This is a genomic window from Antarctobacter albus, from assembly GCF_900101505.1.
GTDB lineage: Bacteria > Pseudomonadota > Alphaproteobacteria > Rhodobacterales > Rhodobacteraceae > Antarctobacter > Antarctobacter albus.
Window position 1 is genome coordinate 106,647 of sequence record NZ_FMZI01000007.1, and the last position, 22,198, is coordinate 128,844.

Annotated in this window: 18 protein-coding genes; all 18 read left to right on the forward strand. The window is 64.9% G+C overall.

Features of this window, described 5'->3' with window-relative positions; translation table 11 throughout:
* Positions 1-45: 45 nt before the first annotated feature.
* The 18 genes from BLQ71_RS13545 to BLQ71_RS13630 all read left to right on the forward strand — a co-directional run bounded on the left by BLQ71_RS13545 (position 46) and on the right by BLQ71_RS13630 (position 22,198).
* Positions 46-762, forward strand: a complete 717-nt coding sequence (locus tag BLQ71_RS13545; protein ID WP_268236861.1) for a GntR family transcriptional regulator — start codon at positions 46-48, stop codon at positions 760-762.
* Complete coding sequence (locus BLQ71_RS13550) at positions 759-1,847, forward strand: Gfo/Idh/MocA family protein (RefSeq protein ID WP_074622092.1); 1,089 nt, start codon at positions 759-761, stop codon at positions 1,845-1,847. The genes BLQ71_RS13545 and BLQ71_RS13550 overlap by 4 nt, the downstream gene beginning before the upstream one ends.
* 119 nt (positions 1,848-1,966) lie before the next feature.
* The gene (locus BLQ71_RS13555) at positions 1,967-2,695 is read left to right on the forward strand and encodes an ABC transporter ATP-binding protein (protein ID WP_074622093.1); all 729 of its coding nucleotides are present in this window, start codon (positions 1,967-1,969) and stop codon (positions 2,693-2,695) included.
* The gene (locus BLQ71_RS13560) at positions 2,670-5,060 is read left to right on the forward strand and encodes an ABC transporter permease (protein ID WP_254780712.1); all 2,391 of its coding nucleotides are present in this window, start codon (positions 2,670-2,672) and stop codon (positions 5,058-5,060) included. The genes BLQ71_RS13555 and BLQ71_RS13560 overlap by 26 nt, the downstream gene beginning before the upstream one ends.
* A gap of 4 nt (positions 5,061-5,064) precedes the next feature.
* Positions 5,065-6,270: an efflux RND transporter periplasmic adaptor subunit gene (locus BLQ71_RS13565; RefSeq protein WP_074622095.1), complete on the forward strand. Its 1,206-nt coding sequence runs from the start codon at positions 5,065-5,067 to the stop codon at positions 6,268-6,270.
* Positions 6,271-6,450: 180 nt separating this feature from the next.
* Positions 6,451-7,482, forward strand: coding sequence for a LacI family DNA-binding transcriptional regulator (locus BLQ71_RS13570; protein WP_043137231.1), 1,032 nt, complete (start codon positions 6,451-6,453; stop codon positions 7,480-7,482).
* Between the two features lie 116 nt (positions 7,483-7,598).
* Positions 7,599-8,903, forward strand: coding sequence for an ABC transporter substrate-binding protein (locus BLQ71_RS13575; protein WP_074622096.1), 1,305 nt, complete (start codon positions 7,599-7,601; stop codon positions 8,901-8,903).
* A gap of 105 nt (positions 8,904-9,008) precedes the next feature.
* Positions 9,009-9,875, forward strand: coding sequence for a carbohydrate ABC transporter permease (locus BLQ71_RS13580; protein WP_043137227.1), 867 nt, complete (start codon positions 9,009-9,011; stop codon positions 9,873-9,875).
* 90 nt (positions 9,876-9,965) lie between these two features.
* Positions 9,966-10,796 (forward strand): carbohydrate ABC transporter permease, encoded by an 831-nt coding sequence (locus BLQ71_RS13585; RefSeq protein ID WP_043137225.1) that lies wholly within the window; start codon positions 9,966-9,968, stop codon positions 10,794-10,796.
* Positions 10,797-10,809: 13 nt separating this feature from the next.
* Entirely contained in the window at positions 10,810-11,814 is a 1,005-nt protein-coding gene (locus BLQ71_RS13590; protein WP_069210896.1) for an ABC transporter ATP-binding protein, read from the forward strand.
* On the forward strand, positions 11,811-12,581 hold the full coding sequence (locus BLQ71_RS13595) for an L-iditol 2-dehydrogenase (RefSeq protein WP_074622097.1): 771 nt from the start codon (positions 11,811-11,813) through the stop codon (positions 12,579-12,581). The genes BLQ71_RS13590 and BLQ71_RS13595 overlap by 4 nt, the downstream gene beginning before the upstream one ends.
* Complete coding sequence (locus tag BLQ71_RS13600; RefSeq protein ID WP_074622098.1) at positions 12,581-14,059, forward strand: mannitol dehydrogenase family protein; 1,479 nt, start codon at positions 12,581-12,583, stop codon at positions 14,057-14,059. Before BLQ71_RS13595 ends, BLQ71_RS13600 begins: the two co-directional genes overlap by 1 nt.
* Positions 14,060-14,406: 347 nt before the next feature.
* Positions 14,407-15,738: a flagellin N-terminal helical domain-containing protein gene (locus BLQ71_RS13605; protein WP_074622099.1), complete on the forward strand. Its 1,332-nt coding sequence runs from the start codon at positions 14,407-14,409 to the stop codon at positions 15,736-15,738.
* A gap of 186 nt (positions 15,739-15,924) precedes the next feature.
* Positions 15,925-16,509 (forward strand): ANTAR domain-containing response regulator, encoded by a 585-nt coding sequence (locus BLQ71_RS13610; protein WP_043137215.1) that lies wholly within the window; start codon positions 15,925-15,927, stop codon positions 16,507-16,509.
* Entirely contained in the window at positions 16,506-17,678 is a 1,173-nt protein-coding gene (locus BLQ71_RS13615) for an ABC transporter substrate-binding protein (protein ID WP_074622100.1), read from the forward strand. The genes BLQ71_RS13610 and BLQ71_RS13615 overlap by 4 nt, the downstream gene beginning before the upstream one ends.
* Positions 17,679-17,956: 278 nt before the next feature.
* On the forward strand, positions 17,957-19,321 hold the full coding sequence (locus BLQ71_RS13620) for a CmpA/NrtA family ABC transporter substrate-binding protein (protein WP_074622101.1): 1,365 nt from the start codon (positions 17,957-17,959) through the stop codon (positions 19,319-19,321).
* Positions 19,322-19,424: 103 nt separating this feature from the next.
* On the forward strand, positions 19,425-20,507 hold the full coding sequence (locus tag BLQ71_RS13625) for an ABC transporter permease (RefSeq protein WP_074622102.1): 1,083 nt from the start codon (positions 19,425-19,427) through the stop codon (positions 20,505-20,507).
* A gap of 5 nt (positions 20,508-20,512) precedes the next feature.
* Entirely contained in the window at positions 20,513-22,198 is a 1,686-nt protein-coding gene (locus BLQ71_RS13630) for an ABC transporter ATP-binding protein (RefSeq protein WP_074622103.1), read from the forward strand.

Consider the following 22,198-nt stretch of genomic DNA (forward strand, 5'->3'; position numbering starts at 1 on the left):
ATTTTTGCCGCGACAGGAACGGGACCGCGGCGGGAGGAGGCCGACTTGGCGCGGGGAAGAAGCTCGGCGGCGTTGCCCAAGCACGCCCAGATCAGCGAAATGCTGATCCGTGACATCGCGGCCGGCAGGCTGGCGGATGGGGCGCGACTGCCGCCGGAACGTGAGATGGCCGAACAGCTGGGCATTGCCGTGGGCACCCTGCGCAAGGCGCTGGAGGCGCTGGCGACCAAGGGGCTGCTGGACCGGGTGCAGGGCTCTGGCAACTACGTCCGCGCACGGGACGGCGTGGCCTCGATCTATTCCATGCTGCGGCTGGAACTGAAGGCCGGCGGCGGGCTGCCCACGGCGGAGCTGCTGGGGGTGGAGCGGCTGACGAAACCGACGGATGCGCCGGCTTTCGGTCCCTCGCCCGAGGGGTGGCGGTTCCGGCGCCTGCGGTTCCTTGGCGGCGTTCCGGCAGCGATGGAAGAGATCTGGCTGGACGGGGCGCAGGCCGCGCATGTCGCGGCGCAGGACGTGCTTGAATCGCTCTACCTCTTCTATCGCGAGCGGCTGGGGCTGGTGATCCTCTCGGCAGAGGATCGGGTCGGCTTTGCGCCGGTGCCTGCGTGGCGCGACCCCCGGTTTCCGCCGGAGGTGGGCGATACGGCGGGGTATGTCGAACGTATCGCCCGGGACAAGGCAGGCACGCCGGTCGAATACTCGCGGACTTGGTTCGACGCGGAAACCGTCACTTATATCAACAGGATCGGCAGGGGATGAGCGTGGTCAGATACGGCGTGATCGGCTGCGGCATGATGGGCCGCGAGCATATCCAGAACATCAACCTTCTGCCGCAGGGCAGGGTGGTCGCGGTCTTTGATCCGGTCACCGACCTGGCGCAGAGCGCGGCAGAGCTGGCGGGCGGCGCGCAGGTCTGCACCACGCTGGACGATCTGCTGGCGGTCGAGGGGCTGGACGCGTTGGTGGTGGTCAGTCCGAACGATTGCCACGTCCCGCAGCTGCGCCAGATCGCGGCGACCCGTCCGCTGCCCGTGCTGTGCGAAAAGCCGCTTTATACCACGCCGGAAGACGAGGTTTTCCTGGCCGAACTCGCGCGCAGCTATCCGGCGCCGGTCTGGGTGGCGATGGAATATCGCTACATGCCGCCCGTGGCATTGTTGCGGCAGGAAGTGATCGGGGCGACGGGCGGGATTTCCATGTTGTCGATCCGCGAACACCGTTTTCCCTTTCTGCCCAAGGTCGGCGCCTGGAACCGGTTCAACGCGCGCAGCGGTGGCACGCTGGTCGAGAAATGCTGTCATTTCTTCGATCTCATGCGCTTGATCCTGCGGGACGAACCGGTGCGCGTCATGGCCAGCGCCGGGCAGGCGGTGAACCACAAGGACGAAACCTATGACGGGCGCGCGCCGGACATCTGGGACAACGGCTATGTGATCCTGGATTTCGCGGGCGGGGCCCGGGCGATGCTGGAGCTTTGCATGTTCGCCGAGGGGGCGCGCTACCAGGAAGAGATCTGCGCCCTTGGGCCCAGAGGCAAGATCGAGGCGCTGGTGCCTGGACCTGGCCGGTTCTGGCCCGCACACCTGGGCGAGGCGCCGGTGCCGCAGGTGATCGTCTCTCCGCGCGTTCCCAAGGGGCCGCGCGTGATCGAGGTGCCGGTGGAGGCCGAGTTGCTGGCGGCGGGCGATCACAACGGGTCGACCTTTTACCAACATGAGGGGTTCAATGCCGTGGTCCGCGGCGAAGGCACGCCAGAGGTGACGCTGGCCGACGGCATGGCCGCCGTGCGAATCGGGCTGGCGGCGCAGGAAAGCGCGCGGACCGGGCGGGCTGTGCTGCTGTAACAACGCCTATGCGGCAGGCAGCCCGAGACATTCCGCAAGGTTATTTGCCGGACCTTGATACGGATCATGACGCCTGAGACACTTCCCGCGCAGTTTGCGCGGGAAACGCGGAGAGGCTCATGGCGCGACTCGATGACAGGACCCGCGAGGTGGTGTTTCGCACCCAGGGGCTGACCAAGACATATGACACCGGCGAGGTGCAGGTGCATGCGCTGGCGGGTGTCGACCTGGAATTGTTCGGGTCGGAGTTGACCGTGCTGCTGGGCCCGTCCGGGTCCGGCAAGTCGACGCTGCTGAACATCCTGGGCGGTTTGGACCGGCCCAGCGGAGGGCGGTTCTGGTTCCGTGAAACGGAGCTGACCCGCGCCAGCGACCGACAGCTGACGCGCTACCGGCGCGATCACGTCGGCTTTGTCTTCCAGTTCTACAACCTCGTCCCCTCGCTGAACGCGCGCGAGAACGTGCAGCTGGTCACGGACGTGGCGAAACGCCCGATGAAGCCCGCCGAGGCGCTGGAGCTGGTGGGGCTTGGCCACCGGATGGATCATTTTCCGGCGCAGATGTCCGGCGGGGAACAGCAGCGGGTCGCCATCGCGCGGGCCATCGCCAAACGGCCCGACGTGTTGTTGTGCGATGAACCGACCGGCGCGCTGGACAGCCACACCGGCACGCAGGTCCTGTCGACCCTGCAGCGGATCAACGATGAGTTCGGCACCACAACGGCGGTCATCACCCACAATGCCGCCATCCGGCTGATGGCGCATCGGGTGATCCGCTTTCAGGACGGGCGTATCGACCGGATCGAGGAGAACGACAGTCGCCTTGCCGCATCAGAGATCCATTGGTGATCCGATGCATGCGATGGATCTCAAGCTGTTTCGCGACTTTCGCCGGCTCTGGGTACAGGGCGTGGCGATCGCCCTTGTGCTGGCGGCGGGCATCGCGGTCATCATCATGTCGGTGGGGATGAGCCGGGCCCTGAACGAGACCCGCAGCGCCTATTACGACAGCAACCGCTTTGCCCATGTCTTTGCCTCGGCCCGCCGGGCGCCTGACAGCCTGATTTCGCAGTTGCGCGACATCGAGGGGGTGGCGCAGGTGGAAACACAGGTCCGGTCCTATGCGATCCTGGATATTCCCGGGCGGGCCAAACCGGCGACGGGGCTGCTGATCTCTCGTCCTGAACTGGGCGAGCCGCTGTTGAACGTGCCGCTGCTGCGCCGGGGGCGCTGGCCCGAAGGCGCGGGTGAGGCGGTGGTGAACGAACCCTTTGCAGAGGCCAACGGGTTCCTTCCCGGCGACACGATCTCTGTCAACCTGAACGGACGCAAGCGCGCGGTGACGATCACCGGCACGGCCCTGTCACCCGAATTCGTCTATACCATCGGCCCCGGCGCCCTGATGCCGCAGAACGAGACATTCGGCATCCTGTGGATGCAGGCCGAGGTGCTGGACGCGGGGTTCGGCATGGCGGGCGCCTTCAACACGGTGGCCTTGACCGTGCTGCCGCGCACGCCGCTGGAGCCGGTCAAGGACGCGGTCAAGGCCTTGCTGGACCCTTACGGCGCGGCGACGCCGGTGGGGCGCGATGCGCAGCAGTCGAACGCCTTTCTGGATGCCGAGATCCAGTCGCTGGAGGTGATGGCCTGGGTGCTGCCGCCGGTCTTCCTGGGGATCACCGTCTTTCTGGTGAACATGGTCATGGGCCGGATCGTGCAGCTGGAACGGTCCGAGATCGGCCTGATGAAGGCCGTGGGCTACACCAACTGGGAAATCGGGCTGCACTACCTGATGCTGGCCGCGCTGATCGCCTTCCTGGGGGTCGGTATCGGCTGGGGCGTGGGGTCCTGGTTGGCGCAGGCCATGTCAAAGCTCTACGCCAAGTATTTCGACTTTCCCTTCCTCGTTTTCGGCGTGCCGCTCAGCATCTATGCGCTCTCGGCGATGCTGGGGCTGGCGGCGACCAGCGCGGGGGCGTTGAGCAGCGCCATGCGCGCGGCGCGGCTGGCGCCGGCGGTGGCGATGGCCCCGCCGGCCCCGCCGAGTTTCCACGGGTCCACGCTTGACCGGCTGGCGGATCTGCTGCGGTTGGGACAGCCGACACGGATGATCCTGCGCAGCCTGCTGCGCTGGCCGCTGCGCGCCGGAATGACCATGCTGGGCATGGCACTGGCGGTTTCCGTGCTGGTGGCGTCGAACTTCTTTCCCGACGCGATGGACGAGATCATCGATACCGCCTTTTACCAGTCGAACCGGCAAGACATGCTGCTGCTCTTCGATCCGGACGCGCCTGAAACCGCGCTGGAAGAGGTCAGGCGCCTGCCCGGGGTCCTGCAGGTGGAGCCGCAGCAGTACCACGCCGCCCGCCTGATCTATGGCTCCTACGAAAAGCAGGTCCCGGTCTCGACCGTGGCCAATGCGGCGGATCTGGCGCGGGTTGTGGATGGCAACGGGCAGGTGATCGCGCCAGATCCCTTTGGCATCCTGTTGTCGGACCGGCTGGCCGCGGCGCTGCATGTCGAGGTGGGCGATACCCTGACCGTCAGCTTCGAGAGCGGTCGCCGAGAGACCTTTGAGGTGCCCGTGACCGGCATCGTCACCCAGTTCTTTGGCCTGGGCGCCTATTTCGCCCATGACACGCTGAACGCCATGTTCCGGCAAAGCCCGCGCGTATCCAATGTCAACGTGACGCTGGCCGACCCACAGGCGGCAGAGGCCTTTCAGGAGCGGATCAAGGACGTGCCCCGGCTGATGGGCACGATCAACATGACCGAGAACCGCCTCAGCTTTATGGAGACGTTGAGCCAGAACATCCTGATCGCCACCACTGTCTACGGCATTCTTGGCATGATCATCACGGTCGGCGTCGCCTACAATGCCGCACGGGTGCAGCTGTCGGAACGGGCGCGAGAGCTGGCCTGCCTGCGTATCCTGGGCTTTGGCAAGGGCGAGGTCGCCTATATCCTGGCCGGCGAGGTATTGTTGCTGGCGGTCCTGGCGCAGCCGGTGGGCTGGGTGATCGGCTATGGCGTGGCGCGGCTGATGACCGAAGGCTTCACCAGCGATCTCTACGCCATTCCGCTGGTGCTGGAGCCGGCAACCTTTGCCCGGGCCAGCCTGATCGTGCTGGGGGCCGCGGCGGTCTCGGTGGCGCTGGTGGCGCGCCGGCTGGGGCGTCTCGACCTGATTGCCGTCATGAAAACGAGGGAGTGAGGACATGTGGTCCCTGCGTACCATAGGACTTTCGGCTGTCGGCCTCGCCCTGGTGGGCGGGCTGGCGATCACCGCCTTTCGCACCGATCCGATCCCGGTGGATACCGCGCCATTGGTGCGCGGCGCGCTGAGCGTGACGGTGGACGCGGATGGCAAGACACGGATCAGGGAGGTCTACGAGGTCTCCTCTCCCATCGCGGGCACGGTCTTGCGCCTGCCGGTTGCGGTGGGCGATCCGGTCGCCAAGGGGGTGACCGTGGTGGCGCAGGTGCAGCCCGCCGTGCCCACGCTGCTGGATGCGCGCAGCCGGGCGCAGGCGGTCGCGGCCCTGCACGAGGCCGAGGCCAGCGTGAAATTCGCCGAGGCCGAGGTGGCCCGGACAGAGGCGCAGCGCGCCTATGCCCAGTCGCAGTTCGACCGGGCCAAGGCCTTGGCGGATCGGGGCACCGCCTCGTTGACCGCGCTGGAGACGGCGGCCCAGCAGCTGCAACTGGCCGAGGCGGACAAGCTGAGCGCCGAGGCGCGCCTGGCGATGTCGCGGGCGGCGCTGGAAAGCGCGCAGGCGGTGCTGGCGGAACCCGAGCAGGCGCCCGGCGACGGCGATTGTTGCCTGCCGATCCTGGCGCCCGCCGATGGCGTTGTCCTTTCGGTCGAGGGGGAAAGCGCGCGCCCCGTGATGGCCGGTGCGCCGCTGCTCAGCATCGGCGATCCGGACGATTTGGAAATCGTTGTCGATCTTTTGTCCTCTCAGGCGACCCGCCTTGCGCCCGGCGCCTCCGTCGAGGTGGGCCGCTGGGGCGGCGAGGGTACGCTGGCGGCGGAATTGCGGCTGATCGAACCGGCGGCGCGCACGGTGGTCTCTGCCCTGGGGATCGAAGAACAGCGCGTGGACGCGGTGCTGGATTTCACCTCGCCGCCCGAGATGCGCGCAGGGCTGGGTCAGGCCTATGCGGTCTTTGTCCGGATCGAGGAATGGCGCACCGAGGACGCGCTGCTGATCCCCCTGTCGGCGATCTTTCGGCGTGAAGGGCAATGGTTCACCTATGTCCTGGCCGATGGCACCGCGCATGAGATCTCGATCGAGATCGGCCGCCGCGACGGGCGCAGCGCCGAGGTTCTGGCGGGCGTCAAAGCGGGCGACCGGGTGATCCTGCACCCGCCGGACACGGTGGGGGACGGTGTCGAAGTGGTCGAGCGCGACTGGCAATAGGCGCGGCCCTCTCGCGACCAATCCCGAAAACCTCCCGACCGGGGCTTGTGATTTGACGCGCGTCCAACTTAATCTTGACGAATGCGGGCGCGGCACCCAGCTTGATAATATTGCGCGCGTAAAGTTTATCTGCGGGTGCGGCGGGCGTGGCGTCCGATGCCGGAGGGGGAGACAGGGTTCATGACCGGCCGTAAGATCCGGAACATGGAGGAGTTCGCCGAGGTCAGCGGGATCTCGCGTCCGACCGTGTCCAAGTATTTCAACGATCCTGACAGCGTGCGCAAATCGACCCGCGCGCGGATCGAAAGCGCGTTGGAACAATACGACTATCGCCCCAACATCTTTGCCATCAACCAGAACCGCAAGCTGACCAAGAACATCGGCATCGTGGTGCCCTATCTTGCCGACCCCTTCTTTGCCGAGATCGCGCGGAACCTGGAAATGCTGGTGATCGCGGCAGGCTATCATCCGATCCTTCTCAGCTCGCACGGGTCCACCGCGCAGGAGAATGACAACTTCGAGAGCCTGCGCGCGATCAAACCCGCAGGCGCCTTGCTGGCGCCGCTTGGGCGGGCCTCGGACAAGGCGGCTGTCGAGAGGTTCTGCAAGGCCGTGCCTTCGGTTCTTTTTGACAGTCATATCAGTGGGATGGGTGAGGCGTTTGTGGGGCATGACAACATCCAGGCCACCAAGCTGATCTGCGAATACCTCTGTCGCACGGGCCAACCCCCGGCGTTTTTCGAAATGCGCACGCCGACCAACCCGAACGCCTATCGCCGCCGCAACGCCTATTGCGAAGCGATGGAGCGCATGGGCCACCCCGTTCACCTGTTGCAGGCCGAAGGGGGCGGCTGGGACTTCGAGAAGATCGGGCTGGAAGGCGGCACGAAAGTCATCGAGGAGCACAGCCTGCCGACCGACACGATCCTGTGTTCGAACGACCGCCTGGCCATCGGTTTCCTGGCGGCAGCCTATCAGAAAGGGCTGCGAGTCGGGCTGGGCGCCGGCGCCGCCCTGCGGGTTGCCGGGCATGACGACCACCCGTTCTCGCGCTATACCTGCCCGCCGCTGACCACGGTTTCGCAGGACTACACTGCAATCGCAGAACGCAGTGTCGAGCGCCTGTTCAGCCTTGTCGAAAGCGGGGAACGTGCTGAAAACCGCGATGAAATCTTTTTCGAAGGAAAATTGGTGATGCGGCAGTCAGCCTAGAATTTTCTGCGTCGCGGCAATTTTAAATTTTACCCCCGTAAAGTTTTTGATTGACTCGCCTGGAGGTCTTGCGCAGTCTCTGACCGTGCAACGAGCACTCCAAGGGAGGAAATTGGATGACTTTGAAAGGCGCATTCTTTGCGGCTTCTGCACTTGTATCGGTGAGTGCGAGCGCGCTTTCCGCCGAGGTCCTGACCATCGCCACGGTGAACAACGGCGACATGATCCGGATGCAGAAGCTGACCGACGACTTTACCGCCAAGACCGGCCACGAGGTGAACTGGGTCACGCTGGAGGAGAACGTGCTGCGGCAGCGCGTGACCACCGACATCACCACCAAGGGCGGTGCCTTCGACATCATGACCATCGGCATGTACGAAACGCCGATCTGGGCCGCCAACGGCTGGCTGGTGCCGCTGGACGACCTGTCGGCGGACTACGACGCCGACGACATCCTGCCAGCGATGCGCGGCGGCCTGAGCCATGACGGCACGCTTTATGCGGCGCCGTTCTACGGCGAAAGCTCGATGATCATGTACCGGACAGACCTGTTCGAGGCCGCAGGGCTGGAAATGCCCGAGGCGCCGACCTGGGATTTCGTCGCCGACGCGGCCCGGAAGATCACCGACAGGGAAAACGAGATCTACGGTATCTGCCTGCGCGGCAAGGCCGGCTGGGGCGAGAACATGGCCTTCCTGACGGCCACCGCCAACTCCTTTGGTGCGCGTTGGTTCGACGAGAACTGGACCCCGCAGTTCGACAGTGCCGCCTGGGAAGAGACGCTGACCTTCTACCTGGACCTGATGAATGACGCGGGCCCTCCGGGCGCCTCGACCAACGGGTTCAACGAGAACCTGTCGCTGTTCCAGCAGGGCAAGTGCGGCATGTGGATCGACGCCACCGTGGCGGCCTCTTTCGTGACCAACCCCGACGATTCCACCGTGGCCGACAAGGTCGGTTTCGCGCTGGCGCCGGACACCGGCAAGGGCAAGCGCGGCAACTGGCTCTGGGCCTGGGCGCTGGGCATCCCGGCGGGCACCCAGAAAGAGGACGCCGCCAAGGAGTTCATCGAGTGGGCGACCTCGAAGGCCTATATCGAGTTGGTCGCGGCGAACGAGGGCTGGGCCAACGTGCCGCCGGGTGCGCGCACCTCGCTCTACCAGAACGAGACCTACCTGTCCGAGGCGCCTTTTGCCGAAATGACGCTGAAGTCGATCAACTCGGCTGACCCGCTGAACCCGACCGTGGACCCGGTTCCCTATGTCGGCGTGCAGTTCGTGGCGATCCCGGAATTCGCGGGCTTTGCCACCGATGTGGGCCAGGAATTCTCGGCCGCGCTGGCCGGGCAGCAGACCGCGCAGCAGGCCCTTGCCAAGGCGCAGGCGCTGGTCGTCGACGCAATGGAAGCCGCAGGATACTGAGGCCTCCTCCCAGGCCGGAGGGCGGGGGCAACCGCCCTCCGGTTCCTGAATTTCCAACAGACATGAACACGGCGGCCCCGCAGCCGCCAAGGGAGGAGACGCGTCATGGCGACCCAGCATTCGCGATCCGCAGCCCGTCTTATGATGGCCCCCGCGGTTTTCCTGCTTCTGGTCTGGATGCTTGTTCCGCTGTCCATGACCCTCTGGTTTTCCTTCCGCAAGTACCTGCCGCTGCGCGGCGGGGACCTGGGGTGGGCAGGCTTCGACAACTACGTCCGTTTCGTGACCTCCAGTGCCTTCTGGCCCAGCGTGATGACGACGTTGCTGATCGTCGGCGGCGTGCTGGTCGTGACGGTGGTTCTGGGCGTGCTGCTGGCGATCCTCCTGGATCAGCCGATGTGGGGGCAGGGGGTGGTGCGCATCCTTGTCATCGCGCCCTTCTTCGTGATGCCCACCGTGTCGGCGCTGGTCTGGAAGAACATGTTCATGGACCCGGTGAACGGCCTCTTCGCGCATCTATGGAAGTTCTTCGGGGCCGAGCCGATTTCCTGGCTGTCAGAGGCGTCGATGCAGTCGCTGATCATGATCGTCAGCTGGCAATGGCTGCCCTTTGCGACGTTGATCCTTCTGACGGCGATCCAGTCGCTGGACAGCGAACAACTGGAAGCCGCCGAGATGGACGGCGCCCCGCCGCTGGCACGTTTCTTCCACATCATCCTGCCGCACCTGAGCCGGGCCATCACCGTGGTGATCCTGATCCAGACGATCTTCCTGCTGTCGATCTTTGCCGAGATCTTCGTCACCACCCAGGGTTCGTTCGGGACCAAGACGCTGACCTACCTGATCTTCCAGCGCGTGCTGGAAAGCCAGAACGTCGGACTGGGGTCCGCGGGCGGGGTCTATGCGATCATCCTGGCCAATATCGTCGCGCTGTTCCTGATGCGCATCGTCGGGAAGAACCTCGATGCCTGACCTTCATCTCCGCCGCGCCCCGGGCTTGACCCGGGGCCCCATCCCAACCGCAGAGGTTCCGGGGCAAGCCCGGAACGGGAGGCTCTGAACATGGCACGCGCCGTCACGACACAACGCAAGGCGATCAACACCACGCTGGCCTGGGCCGTCGGTCTGCTGATCTTCTTTCCGATCCTCTGGACCATCCTGACCAGCTTCAAGACAGAGGCCCAGGCCATCAGCGATCCGCCGGTCTTCCTGTTCTTCGACTGGACGCTGGAAAACTACGCGGTGGTGCAGGAACGGTCGGACTACATGCGCTTCCTGTGGAACTCGGTGATCATCGCCGGTGGGTCCACGATCCTCGGCACGATCATCGCCATTCCCGCCGCCTGGTCGATGGCCTTCGTACCGTCGCGCCGGACCAAGGACATCCTGCTGTGGATGCTGTCCACCAAGATGCTGCCCGCGGTCGGCGTGCTGTACCCGATCTACCTGCTCTTCATCAAGCTGGGCTGGCTGGACTCGCGGATCGGGCTGGTCATCGTGCTGATGCTCATCAACCTGCCGATCATCGTCTGGATGCTTTACACCTACTTCCGCGAAATTCCCGGAGAAATCCTGGAAGCGGCGCGGATGGACGGCGCCAGCCTGCGTGAGGAAATCCTCTACGTGCTGACCCCGATGGCGGTGCCGGGCATCGCCTCGACCATCCTGCTCAACATCATCCTGGCGTGGAACGAGGCCTTCTGGACGCTCAATCTGACCGCCGCCAAGGCGGCCCCGCTGACCGCGTTCATCGCCAGCTATTCCAGCCCCGAAGGGCTGTTCTACGCGAAACTTTCGGCGGCGTCGGTCATGGCCATCGCGCCGATCCTGATCATGGGCTGGTTCAGCCAGAAACAACTCGTCCGCGGCCTGACCTTCGGCGCGGTGAAATAAGGGGGAGAGACCCGTGGGACGTATTCAACTCAAGCAGGTCAAGAAGTCCTTTGGCGACGTGACCGTGATCCCGCCCTTGGACCTGACCATCGAGGACGGAGAGTTCACCGTCTTCGTCGGCCCCTCGGGCTGCGGCAAGTCCACATTGCTGCGGCTGATCGCAGGGCTGGAGGACACCACCGACGGCGTGATCGAGATCGACGGCAAGGATGCCACAGCGCTGCCGCCGGCCAAGCGCAGCCTGGCGATGGTGTTCCAGTCCTATGCGCTCTACCCTCACATGTCGGTGCGCAAGAACATTGCCTTCCCGATGAAGATGGCGGGCATGGACAAGGCCGAGCAGGAGCGCCGCATCGCCTCTGCCGCGAAAGCCCTGAACCTGACCGACTACCTGGACCGCCGTCCGGGCCAGCTGTCCGGCGGCCAGCGCCAGCGTGTCGCCATCGGGCGGGCCATCGTGCGGGAACCGGCGGCCTTCCTCTTCGACGAGCCGCTGTCCAACCTCGACGCTGCCCTGCGCGTGGGGATGCGGATGGAAATCAGCGAACTGCACAAGAAGCTGGACACGACGATGATCTACGTCACCCACGACCAGGTCGAGGCGATGACGATGGCCGACAAGATCGTGGTCCTGCAGGCGGGCGTGATCGAGCAGGTGGGCAGCCCTCTGGAGCTGTACCGCAGCCCCCGCAACAAGTTCGTCGCTGGTTTCATCGGCTCACCCAAGATGAATTTCATCGAAGGCCCCGAGGCGGCCAAGCACGACGCGCAGACCATCGGCATCCGTCCCGAACATATCGAGGTCTCGACCTCCGAGGGGTTGTGGCAGGGCAAGGTTGGCGTGGCCGAACACCTGGGGTCCGACACTTTCATCCATGTCCACGGCGTACCGGGCTGTGACCCGATGACCGTCCGCGTGGGGGGTGAAATCCCGGTGCATCACGGCGACACGGTCTTTCTGAACCCGAACCTGGATCACCTGCACCGCTTTGATGCCGAGGGGCTGCGCATCCAATGACACGGCTGACGGGAAAGGTGGCGCTGGTCACCGGCGGCGCGCGCGGCATAGGCCGCGCGATCTGCCAGGCCTATGCGCGCGAGGGGGCGCGGGTCGCCGTGGCCGACCTGATGGCAGACGAGGCCCGCGATTGTGCCGCGACGCTGGCCGACACTGGCATGGCGCTGGGCATGGACGTGACTGACCCTGCCTCCATCGCCAAGGGGGTTGCACAGGTCGAGGCCGAATGGGGCGGGATCGACGTGCTGGTGAACAACGCCGGTATCTTCAACATGGCCTCGATCGACCGGATCACCCCAGAGGACTATCGCCGCCAGTTCGCCGTCAATGTCGGCGGCACGCTCTTTGCGATTCAGGCCGTTGTGCCGGGGATGAAGGCACGCGGTGGCGGGGCGATCATCAACTTTTCCTCGCAGGCCGGACGCCGCGGAGAGCCGAACATCGCCGTCTACTGTGCCACCAAGGCGGCGGTGATCTCGGTCACGCAGTCGCTGGCGCTGGAACTGGCCGGGAGCGGCATCCGGGTCAACGCCATCGCGCCCGGCGTCATCGACACCCCCATGTGGGAGGTCGTCGACGGGCTGTTCGCCGAATACGAGAACAAGCCCAGGGGCCAGAAGAAACGCGAAGTGGGCGAGGCGGTGCCGCTGGGCCATATGGGCACACCCGAAGAGGTGGCCGACCCCTGCGTCTTCCTGGCCTCAGACGAGGCCCGCTACATCACCGCGCAATGCCTGAATGTCGATGGCGGGAACTGGATGAGCTGATGACCGGGAGCCTTGTCAAACTGAGCAATGCGGCACTGGTGGACTTGCCTGGGGGCGTGTCCGCGCCCACCTACGACCGTGACGCGCTGACGCCCGGGATCGTGCATATCGGTCTGGGCAACTTTCACCGGGCGCACCAGGCCTGGTATCTGCACCGGTTGATGCAACAGGGCCTGGCGCAAGACTGGGCCATCGTAGGGGCGGGTGTCCGCCCCTACGATGAGGCGCAGCGGTTGAAGATGGCAGAGCAGGATTACCTGACCACGCTGATCGAACTGGACCCCAAGGGGACATCGGCCGAGGTGGTCGGCTCGATGATCGACTATGTGCCCATCGTCGAGGGCAACGGCCCCCTGATCGAGCGCATGGCCGATCCGGCGATCCGGATTGTCGCGCTGACCGTTACCGAAGGCGGGTACTACCTGGATCCGGCGACAAAGGCCTTTGATCCTGCGCACCCCGACATGCGCTATGACGCCGCCAACCTGGATGCGCCGCGCACCGCCTTTGGCGCCATGATTGCCGCATTGAGGCGCCGTCGCGACAGCGGCGCCGGTCCGTTCACTTGCCAGAGCTGCGACAATCTCCCCGGCAACGGGACCAAGCTGGAGGAGGTCATCCTGGGCCTTGCCCGCCTCGCGGATCCGGCGCTGGCCGACTGGATCGCAGCGGAATGCAGCTTTCCCAACTCGATGGTGGATTGCATCGTCCCGGCGACCGGCCCGCGCGAACTGGCGCTGGTGCGGGATTTCGGCATCGACGACGCCGTGCCCGTCACCCATGAGAATTTCCGCCAATGGGTGATCGAGGATCGCTTTTGCGCCGGGCGCCCGCCCTGGGAAGAGGTGGGGGCGACCATTTCGGACGATGTGCACGCCTATGAGGCGATGAAACTGCGCATCCTGAACGGTGGCCACCAGGTGATTGCCGATCCGGCCGAGATCCTGGGGATCGAGACGATCCACGACACGATGGCCCACCCGCTGATCCGGGGCCTGTTCCGCAAGGTAGCGTTGGAGGAAATGGCGCCGCATGTGCATCCGGTTCCGGGAATGACGCCAGAGGCCTATGTCGACCTGATCGATACGCGGTTTTCCAACCCGAAGATCGCCGACACCGTGCGCCGCGTGGCCTTTGATGGCTCGTCGCGTCATACCGGCGCGGTCCTGCCGGTGATCCGCGACGCGGTGGCGGCAGGAACACCGCTGGCCGGGCTGGCCCTGTCGCAGGCGCTTTGGGCCAGGATGTGTGCCGGCACCCGCGAGGACGGGTCGGAGATCGTGCCCAACGATCCGGTTTGGGGCGACCTGGTGCAGGCGGCGCGCGCCGCGAAAGACAGGCCGCAGGCCTGGCTGGACCAGCGACAGTTCTATGGCGCGCTGGCAGATGACGCGGGTTTCGCGGCGGCTTTTGCCGAGGCACTGGCCCGGGTCTGGGCCGAAGGAACAGAGGCAGCGATCCGCGCCTACCTGGACTGATGGCGCAGTGTAGTTCTTGATTTTTGAATTGAAATCAAGGTGGTAAGGCGAGGTTTGGTGATGCCTCATCTCATGAGACCTGGTGCCTGTGCGCCGGGTTTCCTCGTTTTCGGCACCTTTGTCCTACCCCTTGCTTCAACAACATTTCGGGTTTCAGACAAATTATAGGCAAGCAAGAAGAGGGTTTTAGCCTTCTGTTCATCCGCAGCGGTGAGGTTGGCGGCGCACCTGAAGCGGTGGCGCAGACCGATACCAAGGCCTGCATCCGTCAGAACGACGTCAGCAAAGCCGATCGCGGCAAATGAAACCGGCGCCAAAATGCGCTTTCGAACAGCAAGGGCAAGAATATGTCTAGCATCCTGACGAACAATGGCGCGATGGTCGCGCTGCAAACCCTCAAATCCATCAACTCCAACCTTCTGGACACGCAGTCGGAAATCTCGACGGGCAAGCGTGTCGCGACCTCCAAGGACAACTCGGCTGTCTGGGCCATCTCCAAGGTGATGGAAGCGGACGTAAAGGGCTTCAAGGGGATTTCCGACAGCCTCAACCTGGGCCAGTCCACCGTCGCCGTCGCACGCCAGGCGGCGGAAACGACGACTGAACTGCTGACCGAGATCAAGGCCCGCATCGTCGCCGCGCAAGAGGAAAACGTCGACCGCGACAAGATCCAGGCGGACATCGACGCCCTGCGCAACCAGATCGTCGGCGTCGTCGGCGCGGCGCAGTTCAACGGTCTGAACCTGCTGTCGAACACGGACACCACCGCAGGCACCGGGTCGGTCAACATCCTGGCCTCGCTGGATCGGTCGGGCACCGGCGTGACCGCATCGGACATCACGGTGCAGAAACAGGACCTTGGGCTTGGCGCGGCCTCGATCGACGTGGCCTCGGCCGCGGCAACTGCGGCGGCCTCTGACGTTCTGTCGGGTGCGGCCAACACCTCTGCCGTTGCCCTGACCGGCAACGCGACACAGCCGACCACCGCCGCGGTCGTCGGTCAGACCGCGGGTGCGGGCACTGCGACCGTGGCCGCCGGAACCGGCTTCTCGATCGAAATCACGGGCGGCGCGGCGGGTCTGGCGACGTTCAACACCACGGCCACCGCCGGCGCGCAGGAAATCACCTATGTCGCCCGTGACGGCGATACCGAGGCGGATGTCACGGCCGGACTTGTCGCAGCTTTCAACAAGTATGTGGCAGACAATTCCGACATCACCGATGGCCTCGGCATCGCGGCTGCGGTGAACGCCACAAACGCGAACCAGATCGACTTTACCGGTGCCAACAACGCTGGCGACAACTTCTCGGTCCAGGTCCGCAGCTATGACCTGGGCGACGCGACCATCGGTGGCCGTCTCGAGGCCTTGGCGGATATCGACGTGACAACGCAGGAAGGCGCCGATGCCGCCCTGCTGGAGGTCGAGACACTGATCCAGATCGCCATCGACTCGGCATCGGCCTTTGGTTCGGCCCAGGGCCGGATCGAGACCCAGGCGGATTTCGTCTCGCAGCTGACCGATGCGCTGAAATCCGGCATCGGTGCGCTGGTCGATGCCGACATGGAAGAGGCTTCGGCCCGCCTGCAGGCGCTCCAGGTCCAGCAACAGCTGGGTGTCCAGGCGCTGTCGATTGCCAACCAGGCGCCGCAGTCGCTGCTGTCGCTGTTCCAGGGCTGACCCGCCCCTGAGGCCCTTGGGGGCCGCAAAGGCCTTGCTCTCGAAGGGGCGGCGCATCTGCGCCGCCCCTTTGCCGTTTTCGGATGAGCGCAAAAGGTTGCCCAATTTTTGGGCATCATGCCGGGTTGGCGGGCATCCGGGGGCGCCCGCGCTTGCCCTGCGCCGCGCCAGTGGTGAAAAGACCTCATGTCGGATCGGATCACCATCGTCGTCGTCGAGGAAGACCGCGAGCGCGCGATCTCGATCGTCGATGCGCTGCGCGCCTCGGGCCCTTATGACGTGCATGTCATAGGCAATGCGTCCAGCCTGGCGCGCCGGATCGGCGCTCTGGCCCCCGATGTCGTGCTGATCGACATCGACAACCCGACCCGTGACATGCTTGAGGAACTGACGTTGGCCTCCGGCCCGCTGGAACGTCCTGTTGCCATGTTCGTCTCGGGAGCCGCAAGCGGTCTGGCGCGAGAGGCGGTCGAGGCGGGCCTGTCGGCCTATGTCGTCGACGGGATGCAGCCGGATCGGCTCAAACCTGTTCTCGACGCCGCCATCGCCCGGTTCCAGATGATGCGCCAGATGCGCCGGGAACTGGCCGAGACCCGCCGTGCGCTGGAGGAACGCAAGGTTATCGACCGCGCAAAGGGGCTGCTGATGAAGGCCCGCGGCATCGAAGAGGAAGAGGCCTATGCCCTGTTGCGCAAGGCCGCGATGGACCAGGGGCGCCGCGTGGCCGACGTGGCCGAGGCTCTGGTCACGGCATCGGGGCTCTTGTCATGAAGATGGTCAGGCTGCCCACGGCATTTGTGCCGCTGGTTGACGCGGCACCACTGATCGTGGCCGAGGAGATGGGGTTTGCCCGCGAAGAAGGAATCGCGCTGGATCTGATCGCGGCGCCCTCGTGGTCGTCGGTGCGCGACATGCTGGCCTTTGGCCGCGTGGATGCGGCGCAGTTGCTGTCCCCTGTGCCCGTCGCGATGGCTCTGGGGCTGGGCGGGGTGACACAGCCGGTGTCGGCGGTCTCTGTCCTGTCGGTCAATGGCAACGTGATCGGCGTCAGCCGCGCGCTGGAGGATCGGTTGCGCGCCTCGGGGTACGGGTTCGATTTCCATGATGCGGCAGGCGCGGCCCGCGCCCTTGTCGCCGTTGCGGATCGGCCGCTTGTCTTCGGCGTGCCTTTCCCCTTCTCCATGCACGTCGAACTGCTGCACTACTGGCTGGAGTCCTCCGGCCTCGCCGAAAAGGGGTTTGAGGTGCGCACCGTGCCGCCGCCGCTCATGGTGCGCGCCCTCGCCGAGGGGGACGTGGATGCCTTTTGCGTGGGCGAGCCCTGGGGGTCGGCTGCGGTCGAGGCCGGGGCCGGGGCGCTCTTGCTGCCGGGCAAGGCGGTCTGGTCCTTTGCGCCGGAAAAGGTGCTGGCCGTGCGCACCGACTGGGCCGAGACAGAACCTCACCTGCTGGGCAAGCTGATGCGCGCGGTCTGGCGGGCGGGGCGCTGGCTGGATGCGCCGGGGCACCGCACCTCGGCGGCAGAGATCCTGGCTCAGAAACCCTATCTCGACCTGCCGTCCGAGGTGGTCGATCGCGCCCTTTCCGGGCGGCTGACGATTTCGAGCCATGCCGAACAGCGCCTTGTCGATGGTTTCGTCGCCTTCCACGAAGGGGCTGCGAATTTTCCCTGGCGCAGCCAAGCCAAGTGGATCGCGCATCGGCTTGCCGGGCGCCTGGGGCTGGACGAGGCCCAGGCGCGCGCGCGGGCGGCAGAGGTCTTTCGCAGCGATATCTACCGCGCACAGATGGCTTCCACGGGGGCCGATCTGCCCGGTGCGTCCGAGAAACTCGAAGGCGCGATTCGCGAGGAAACCGCCGTCGCTTCGCGGAAAGGTGGTCTGATGCTGCCGCCAGATGCGTTCTTTGATGGGCGCGTTTTTGACCCTGACCGCATATGATGCACAATTATGCGGCAGTGCAGCGTGCCAGTTCGGGTGATTTCCGAATCTGGCGCCGCAGTGCAGCAGAAAAACGTTGCCGCGCCCCGGATCGCTGACGCAGGATAAACCCATCGACGTGCAATGGCGTACGTCGCGCGAAATACCTCCCATAGACCGGGATCATCCGAGCAACGCCGCTCACTCTTTGTCTGTCACCGGACAAAGCGTGTTTGCGGCATTTTGTCTTGCCCGGCGTTTCGTGAAGGACCCGGGCCCCTGGAAAAGGAACCGACCTCATGAAGTCTTTCCTCCTCGGCCTCGCGGCCACCACCGCCCTTGTCAGCCCCGCGCTGGCGCAGATGCTCGAGCTTGAAAAGGACGAGCTGACCTTCGGCTTCATAAAGCTGACCGACATGGCGCCGCTCGCCGTGGCCTATGAACAGGGCTATTTCCTCGACGAGGGTCTTTTCGTCACGCTGGAGGCGCAGGCCAACTGGAAGGTGCTGCTGGACGGCGTGATCGGCGGGCAACTGGATGGCGCGCACATGCTGGCCGGTCAGCCGTTGGCGGCGACCATCGGCTTCGGCACCGAGGCGCATATCATCACCCCGTTCTCGATGGACCTGAACGGAAACGGCATCACCGTCTCGAACGAGATCTGGGACCAGATGAAGCCGAACATTCCCCACGAGGACGGCAAGCCCGTCCACCCGATTTCCGCCGAGGCGCTGGCGCCGGTGGTCGAAAAGTACAAGGCTGAAGGCAAGCCCTTCAACATGGGCATGGTCTTCCCGGTTTCGACACACAACTACGAGCTGCGCTACTGGCTGGCTGCGGGCGGCCTGCACCCTGGCTACTACAGCCCCGAAAACATCACCGGCCAGATCGGCGCTGACGTCCTGCTGTCAGTGACGCCGCCACCGCAGATGCCTGCCACGTTGGAGGCCGGCACAATCTACGGCTACTGCGTCGGTGAGCCGTGGAACCAGCAGGCGGTGTTCAAGGGCATCGGCGTGCCGGTCATCACCGACTACGAGCTGTGGAAGAACAACCCCGAAAAGGTATTCGGCATCACCGCCGAGTTCGCCGAGGAATACCCCAACACCACGCTGGCCGTGACCAAGGCGCTGATCCGTGCCGCCATGTGGCTGGACGAGAACGACAACGCCAACCGTCCCGACGCGGTCGAGATCCTGTCGCGGCCCGAATACGTCGGCGCCGATTATGACGTGATCGCCAACTCGATGACCGGCACCTTCGAATACGAGAAGGGCGACAAGCGCGACGTTCCGGACTTCAACGTCTTTTTCCGCTACAACGCCACCTATCCTTTCTACTCGGACGCGGTCTGGTACCTGACCCAGATGCGCCGCTGGGGTCAGATCGCCGAAGCGAAGCCGGACAGCTGGTACGACGAGGTCGCGCGGTCGGTCTATCGTCCGGACATCTACCTGGAAGCCGCGCGCATTCTGGTCGACGAGGGGCTGGCGAACGAGGCGGATTTCCCTTGGGACAGCGATGGTTACAAGGCGCCGACCCCGGCCGCCGACATCATCGACGGCATCCCCTACGACGGCCGCACGCCCAATGCCTATCTCGACAGCCTGCCCATCGGTCTGAAGGACGGCCAGACCGTCGTCGGAACCGAGGTCAAGGGCTGACGCCCGGGCTTCGGACCTAGCCCGGGGCGCGTCTTTCACTCCCTGTTACGCGCGCTCCGGGCGCAGACCCCCACTCCCTCCCTCCGATCGAGGACCGCAAGACATGACCACCGTCGACCCGAATTTCTCCGACAGCGCCGCCAGAGAGGCCCGGCGCGCCCGCCTCTTCACCCGCATCAACGCCGCCGACAAATGGTTCCAGGTGCTGGGGCTGAGCTGGGTCACGCCCGCGCTCAAGGCTGCCGCAGGCGACAACCCCAGGGCGCAGATGAAGGACCTTTGGCGCCTTCTGGGGGTCCCCTTGCTGGCCATAGCCGGGTTCCTGCTGCTCTGGGGCACACTGGCGCCGCAGGTACAGACCTCGCTGGGCGCCGTGCCCGGCCCGGCGGCGGTCTGGGAGGAGGCCGTGAACCTGCACGCCGATGCCGGGGCCAAGGCCGCCAAGCGCGAAAAGTTCGAGGCCATGGTGGCCAAGCGCAACCAGAAGTTCATCGACGCGGGCCAACCGGAAAAGGTCAAGGACATCGCCTATACCGGCGCGCCCAGCTACTACGAACAGATCTGGACCTCGATCAAGACGGTCTTCTTCGGCTTTTTCGTCGGCACGGTCGTGGCCATTCCGCTGGGCATCATGGCGGGGCTTTCGCCCACCGCAAATGCCGCGCTGAACCCGCTGATCCAGATCTTCAAACCGGTCTCTCCGCTGGCTTGGCTGCCCATCGTCACGATGATCGTCTCGGCGGTCTACGTCACCAATGACGGGCTCTTTGCCAAATCCTTCCTGATCTCGGCGATTACCGTCACACTCTGTTCGATCTGGCCGACGATCATCAACACCGCGCTGGGCGTGGCCTCGATCGACAAGGACCTGGTGAACGTCTCCAAGGTCCTGAAGATGAACACATACACCAAGGTTACCAAGCTGGTGCTGCCCTCGGCGCTGCCGCTGATCTTCACCGGACTGCGGCTAAGCCTCGGCGTCGGCTGGATGGTCCTGATCGCGGCAGAGATGCTGGCGCAGAACCCCGGCCTGGGCAAATTCGTCTGGGACGAGTTCCAGAACGGCTCCAGCCAGTCGCTGGCCAAGATCATGGTCGCCGTCTTCACCATCGGCATCATCGGCTTCCTGCTGGATCGCGTGATGTTCGCGCTGCAGTCCCTCTTCACCTTCTCGAACCAGCGGTGAACGACATGGCAGTGATCGATTTCAACAATGTCTCCAAGAGTTTCGGCGAGGGCACCCATGTCACGCCGGTGCTCAAGGACATCGACCTCAAGGTGCAGGACGGCGAGTTCCTGGTGATCCTGGGCTTTTCCGGCACCGGCAAGACCACGCTCATCAACCTGATGGCCGGGCTGGAAATGCCCACGCAGGGCAGCGTTTCCTTTCAGGGCAAACCCATCAAGGGACCGGGCCGTGAACGCGGGGTGATCTTTCAGAACTACTCGCTGATGCCCTGGCTGACGGTCGAAGGCAATGTACGGCTGGCGGTGGACACGGTTTTCCCGGGAATGCCGCGTGCCGAAAAGGCCGCCAAGGTTGCCCACTACGTCCAGATGGTCGGCCTCAGCCATGCCGCCACGCGCCGCCCGGCGGAATTGTCGGGGGGCATGCGTCAGCGGGTGAACGTGGCCCGCGCGCTGGCCATGTCGCCCGAGGTGCTGTTGCTGGACGAGCCGCTGTCGGCGCTCGACGCGCTGACCCGGGCCAACCTCGCCGAGGAGATCGAGAAGATCTGGGAGGCGGACAAGAAGACCTGCGTGCTGATTACCAATGACGTGGATGAGGCGATCCTGCTGGCCGACCGCATCATCGCGCTGAACCCGGATGGCACGCTGAGCGAAGAGTTCAAGGTCGACATCGCCCGCCCGCGTGACCGCTCTGCCATGAACCACGACGAAGGGTTCAAGGCACTGCGCGCGCAGGTGACGCAATACCTGATGGACGTGGGCATCGAAGCGAAATCCGAAGGCAGCAAGGTGCTGCCGGACGTGACCCCGATCCACGGCGTGCCGCAGGCGGTCAAGGACGCGCAGCAGGGGCTGATCGACGAACGCTTCCTCGATTTCAGCCAATTGCACAAGGTCTACGCCACACCCAAGGGCCCGCTGACCGTGGTCGAGGATTTCAACCTGAAAATGGACCGGGGCGAGTTCATCTCGCTGATCGGCCATTCCGGGTGCGGCAAGTCCACTGTGCTGACGATGGCCGCCGGTCTGAACGAGATTTCCAAGGGCACGATCAAGCTGGACGGGCGCCATGTCGAGGGCGCCGACCCGGAGCGGGCCGTTGTCTTCCAGTCGCCCTCACTGTTTCCCTGGCTGACGGCGCGCGAAAACTGCGCCGTGGGCGTGGACAAGGTCTATCCCAAGGCCAGCCGCGCCGAACGTCAGGACGTGGTGGAATACTACCTTGAACGGGTCGGCCTGGCCGATGCGATGGACAAATCGGCCAGCGAGCTTTCGAACGGCATGAAACAGCGGGTCGGCATCGCGCGGGCCTTTGCGCTCTCGCCCAAGCTGCTGCTGCTGGATGAACCTTTCGGGATGCTCGACAGCCTGACGCGCTGGGAGTTGCAGGAAGTGCTGATGGAGGTCTGGGACCGGACCAAGGTCACCGCGATCTGCGTCACCCATGACGTCGACGAGGCGATCCTGCTGGCCGACCGGGTGGTGATGATGACCAACGGGCCGCAGGCCACGATCGGCAAGATCGTCGACGTCGACCTGCCGCGACCGCGTACCCGCAAGGCGCTGCTGGAACACCCCGACTACTACGATTACCGCGCCCAGGTGCTCGATTTCCTCGAGGAATACGAACACGGCGCCAAACCCAAGCCCAAGGCCCAAGCGCCGCGGGCCATCGCGGCGGAGTAA

Coding starts and splice junctions, on each gene's coding strand:
- BLQ71_RS13550 (WP_074622092.1), top strand. CDS start 759: ATGAGCGTGGTCAGATACGGCGTGATCGGCTGCGGCATGATGGGCCGC.
- BLQ71_RS13555 (WP_074622093.1), top strand. CDS start 1,967: ATGGCGCGACTCGATGACAGGACCCGCGAGGTGGTGTTTCGCACCCAG.
- BLQ71_RS13565 (WP_074622095.1), top strand. CDS start 5,065: ATGTGGTCCCTGCGTACCATAGGACTTTCGGCTGTCGGCCTCGCCCTG.
- BLQ71_RS13570 (WP_043137231.1), top strand. CDS start 6,451: ATGACCGGCCGTAAGATCCGGAACATGGAGGAGTTCGCCGAGGTCAGC.
- BLQ71_RS13575 (WP_074622096.1), top strand. CDS start 7,599: ATGACTTTGAAAGGCGCATTCTTTGCGGCTTCTGCACTTGTATCGGTG.
- BLQ71_RS13580 (WP_043137227.1), top strand. CDS start 9,009: ATGGCGACCCAGCATTCGCGATCCGCAGCCCGTCTTATGATGGCCCCC.
- BLQ71_RS13585 (WP_043137225.1), top strand. CDS start 9,966: ATGGCACGCGCCGTCACGACACAACGCAAGGCGATCAACACCACGCTG.
- BLQ71_RS13595 (WP_074622097.1), top strand. CDS start 11,811: ATGACACGGCTGACGGGAAAGGTGGCGCTGGTCACCGGCGGCGCGCGC.
- BLQ71_RS13600 (WP_074622098.1), top strand. CDS start 12,581: ATGACCGGGAGCCTTGTCAAACTGAGCAATGCGGCACTGGTGGACTTG.
- BLQ71_RS13605 (WP_074622099.1), top strand. CDS start 14,407: ATGTCTAGCATCCTGACGAACAATGGCGCGATGGTCGCGCTGCAAACC.
- BLQ71_RS13610 (WP_043137215.1), top strand. CDS start 15,925: ATGTCGGATCGGATCACCATCGTCGTCGTCGAGGAAGACCGCGAGCGC.
- BLQ71_RS13615 (WP_074622100.1), top strand. CDS start 16,506: ATGAAGATGGTCAGGCTGCCCACGGCATTTGTGCCGCTGGTTGACGCG.
- BLQ71_RS13620 (WP_074622101.1), top strand. CDS start 17,957: ATGAAGTCTTTCCTCCTCGGCCTCGCGGCCACCACCGCCCTTGTCAGC.
- BLQ71_RS13625 (WP_074622102.1), top strand. CDS start 19,425: ATGACCACCGTCGACCCGAATTTCTCCGACAGCGCCGCCAGAGAGGCC.
- BLQ71_RS13630 (WP_074622103.1), top strand. CDS start 20,513: ATGGCAGTGATCGATTTCAACAATGTCTCCAAGAGTTTCGGCGAGGGC.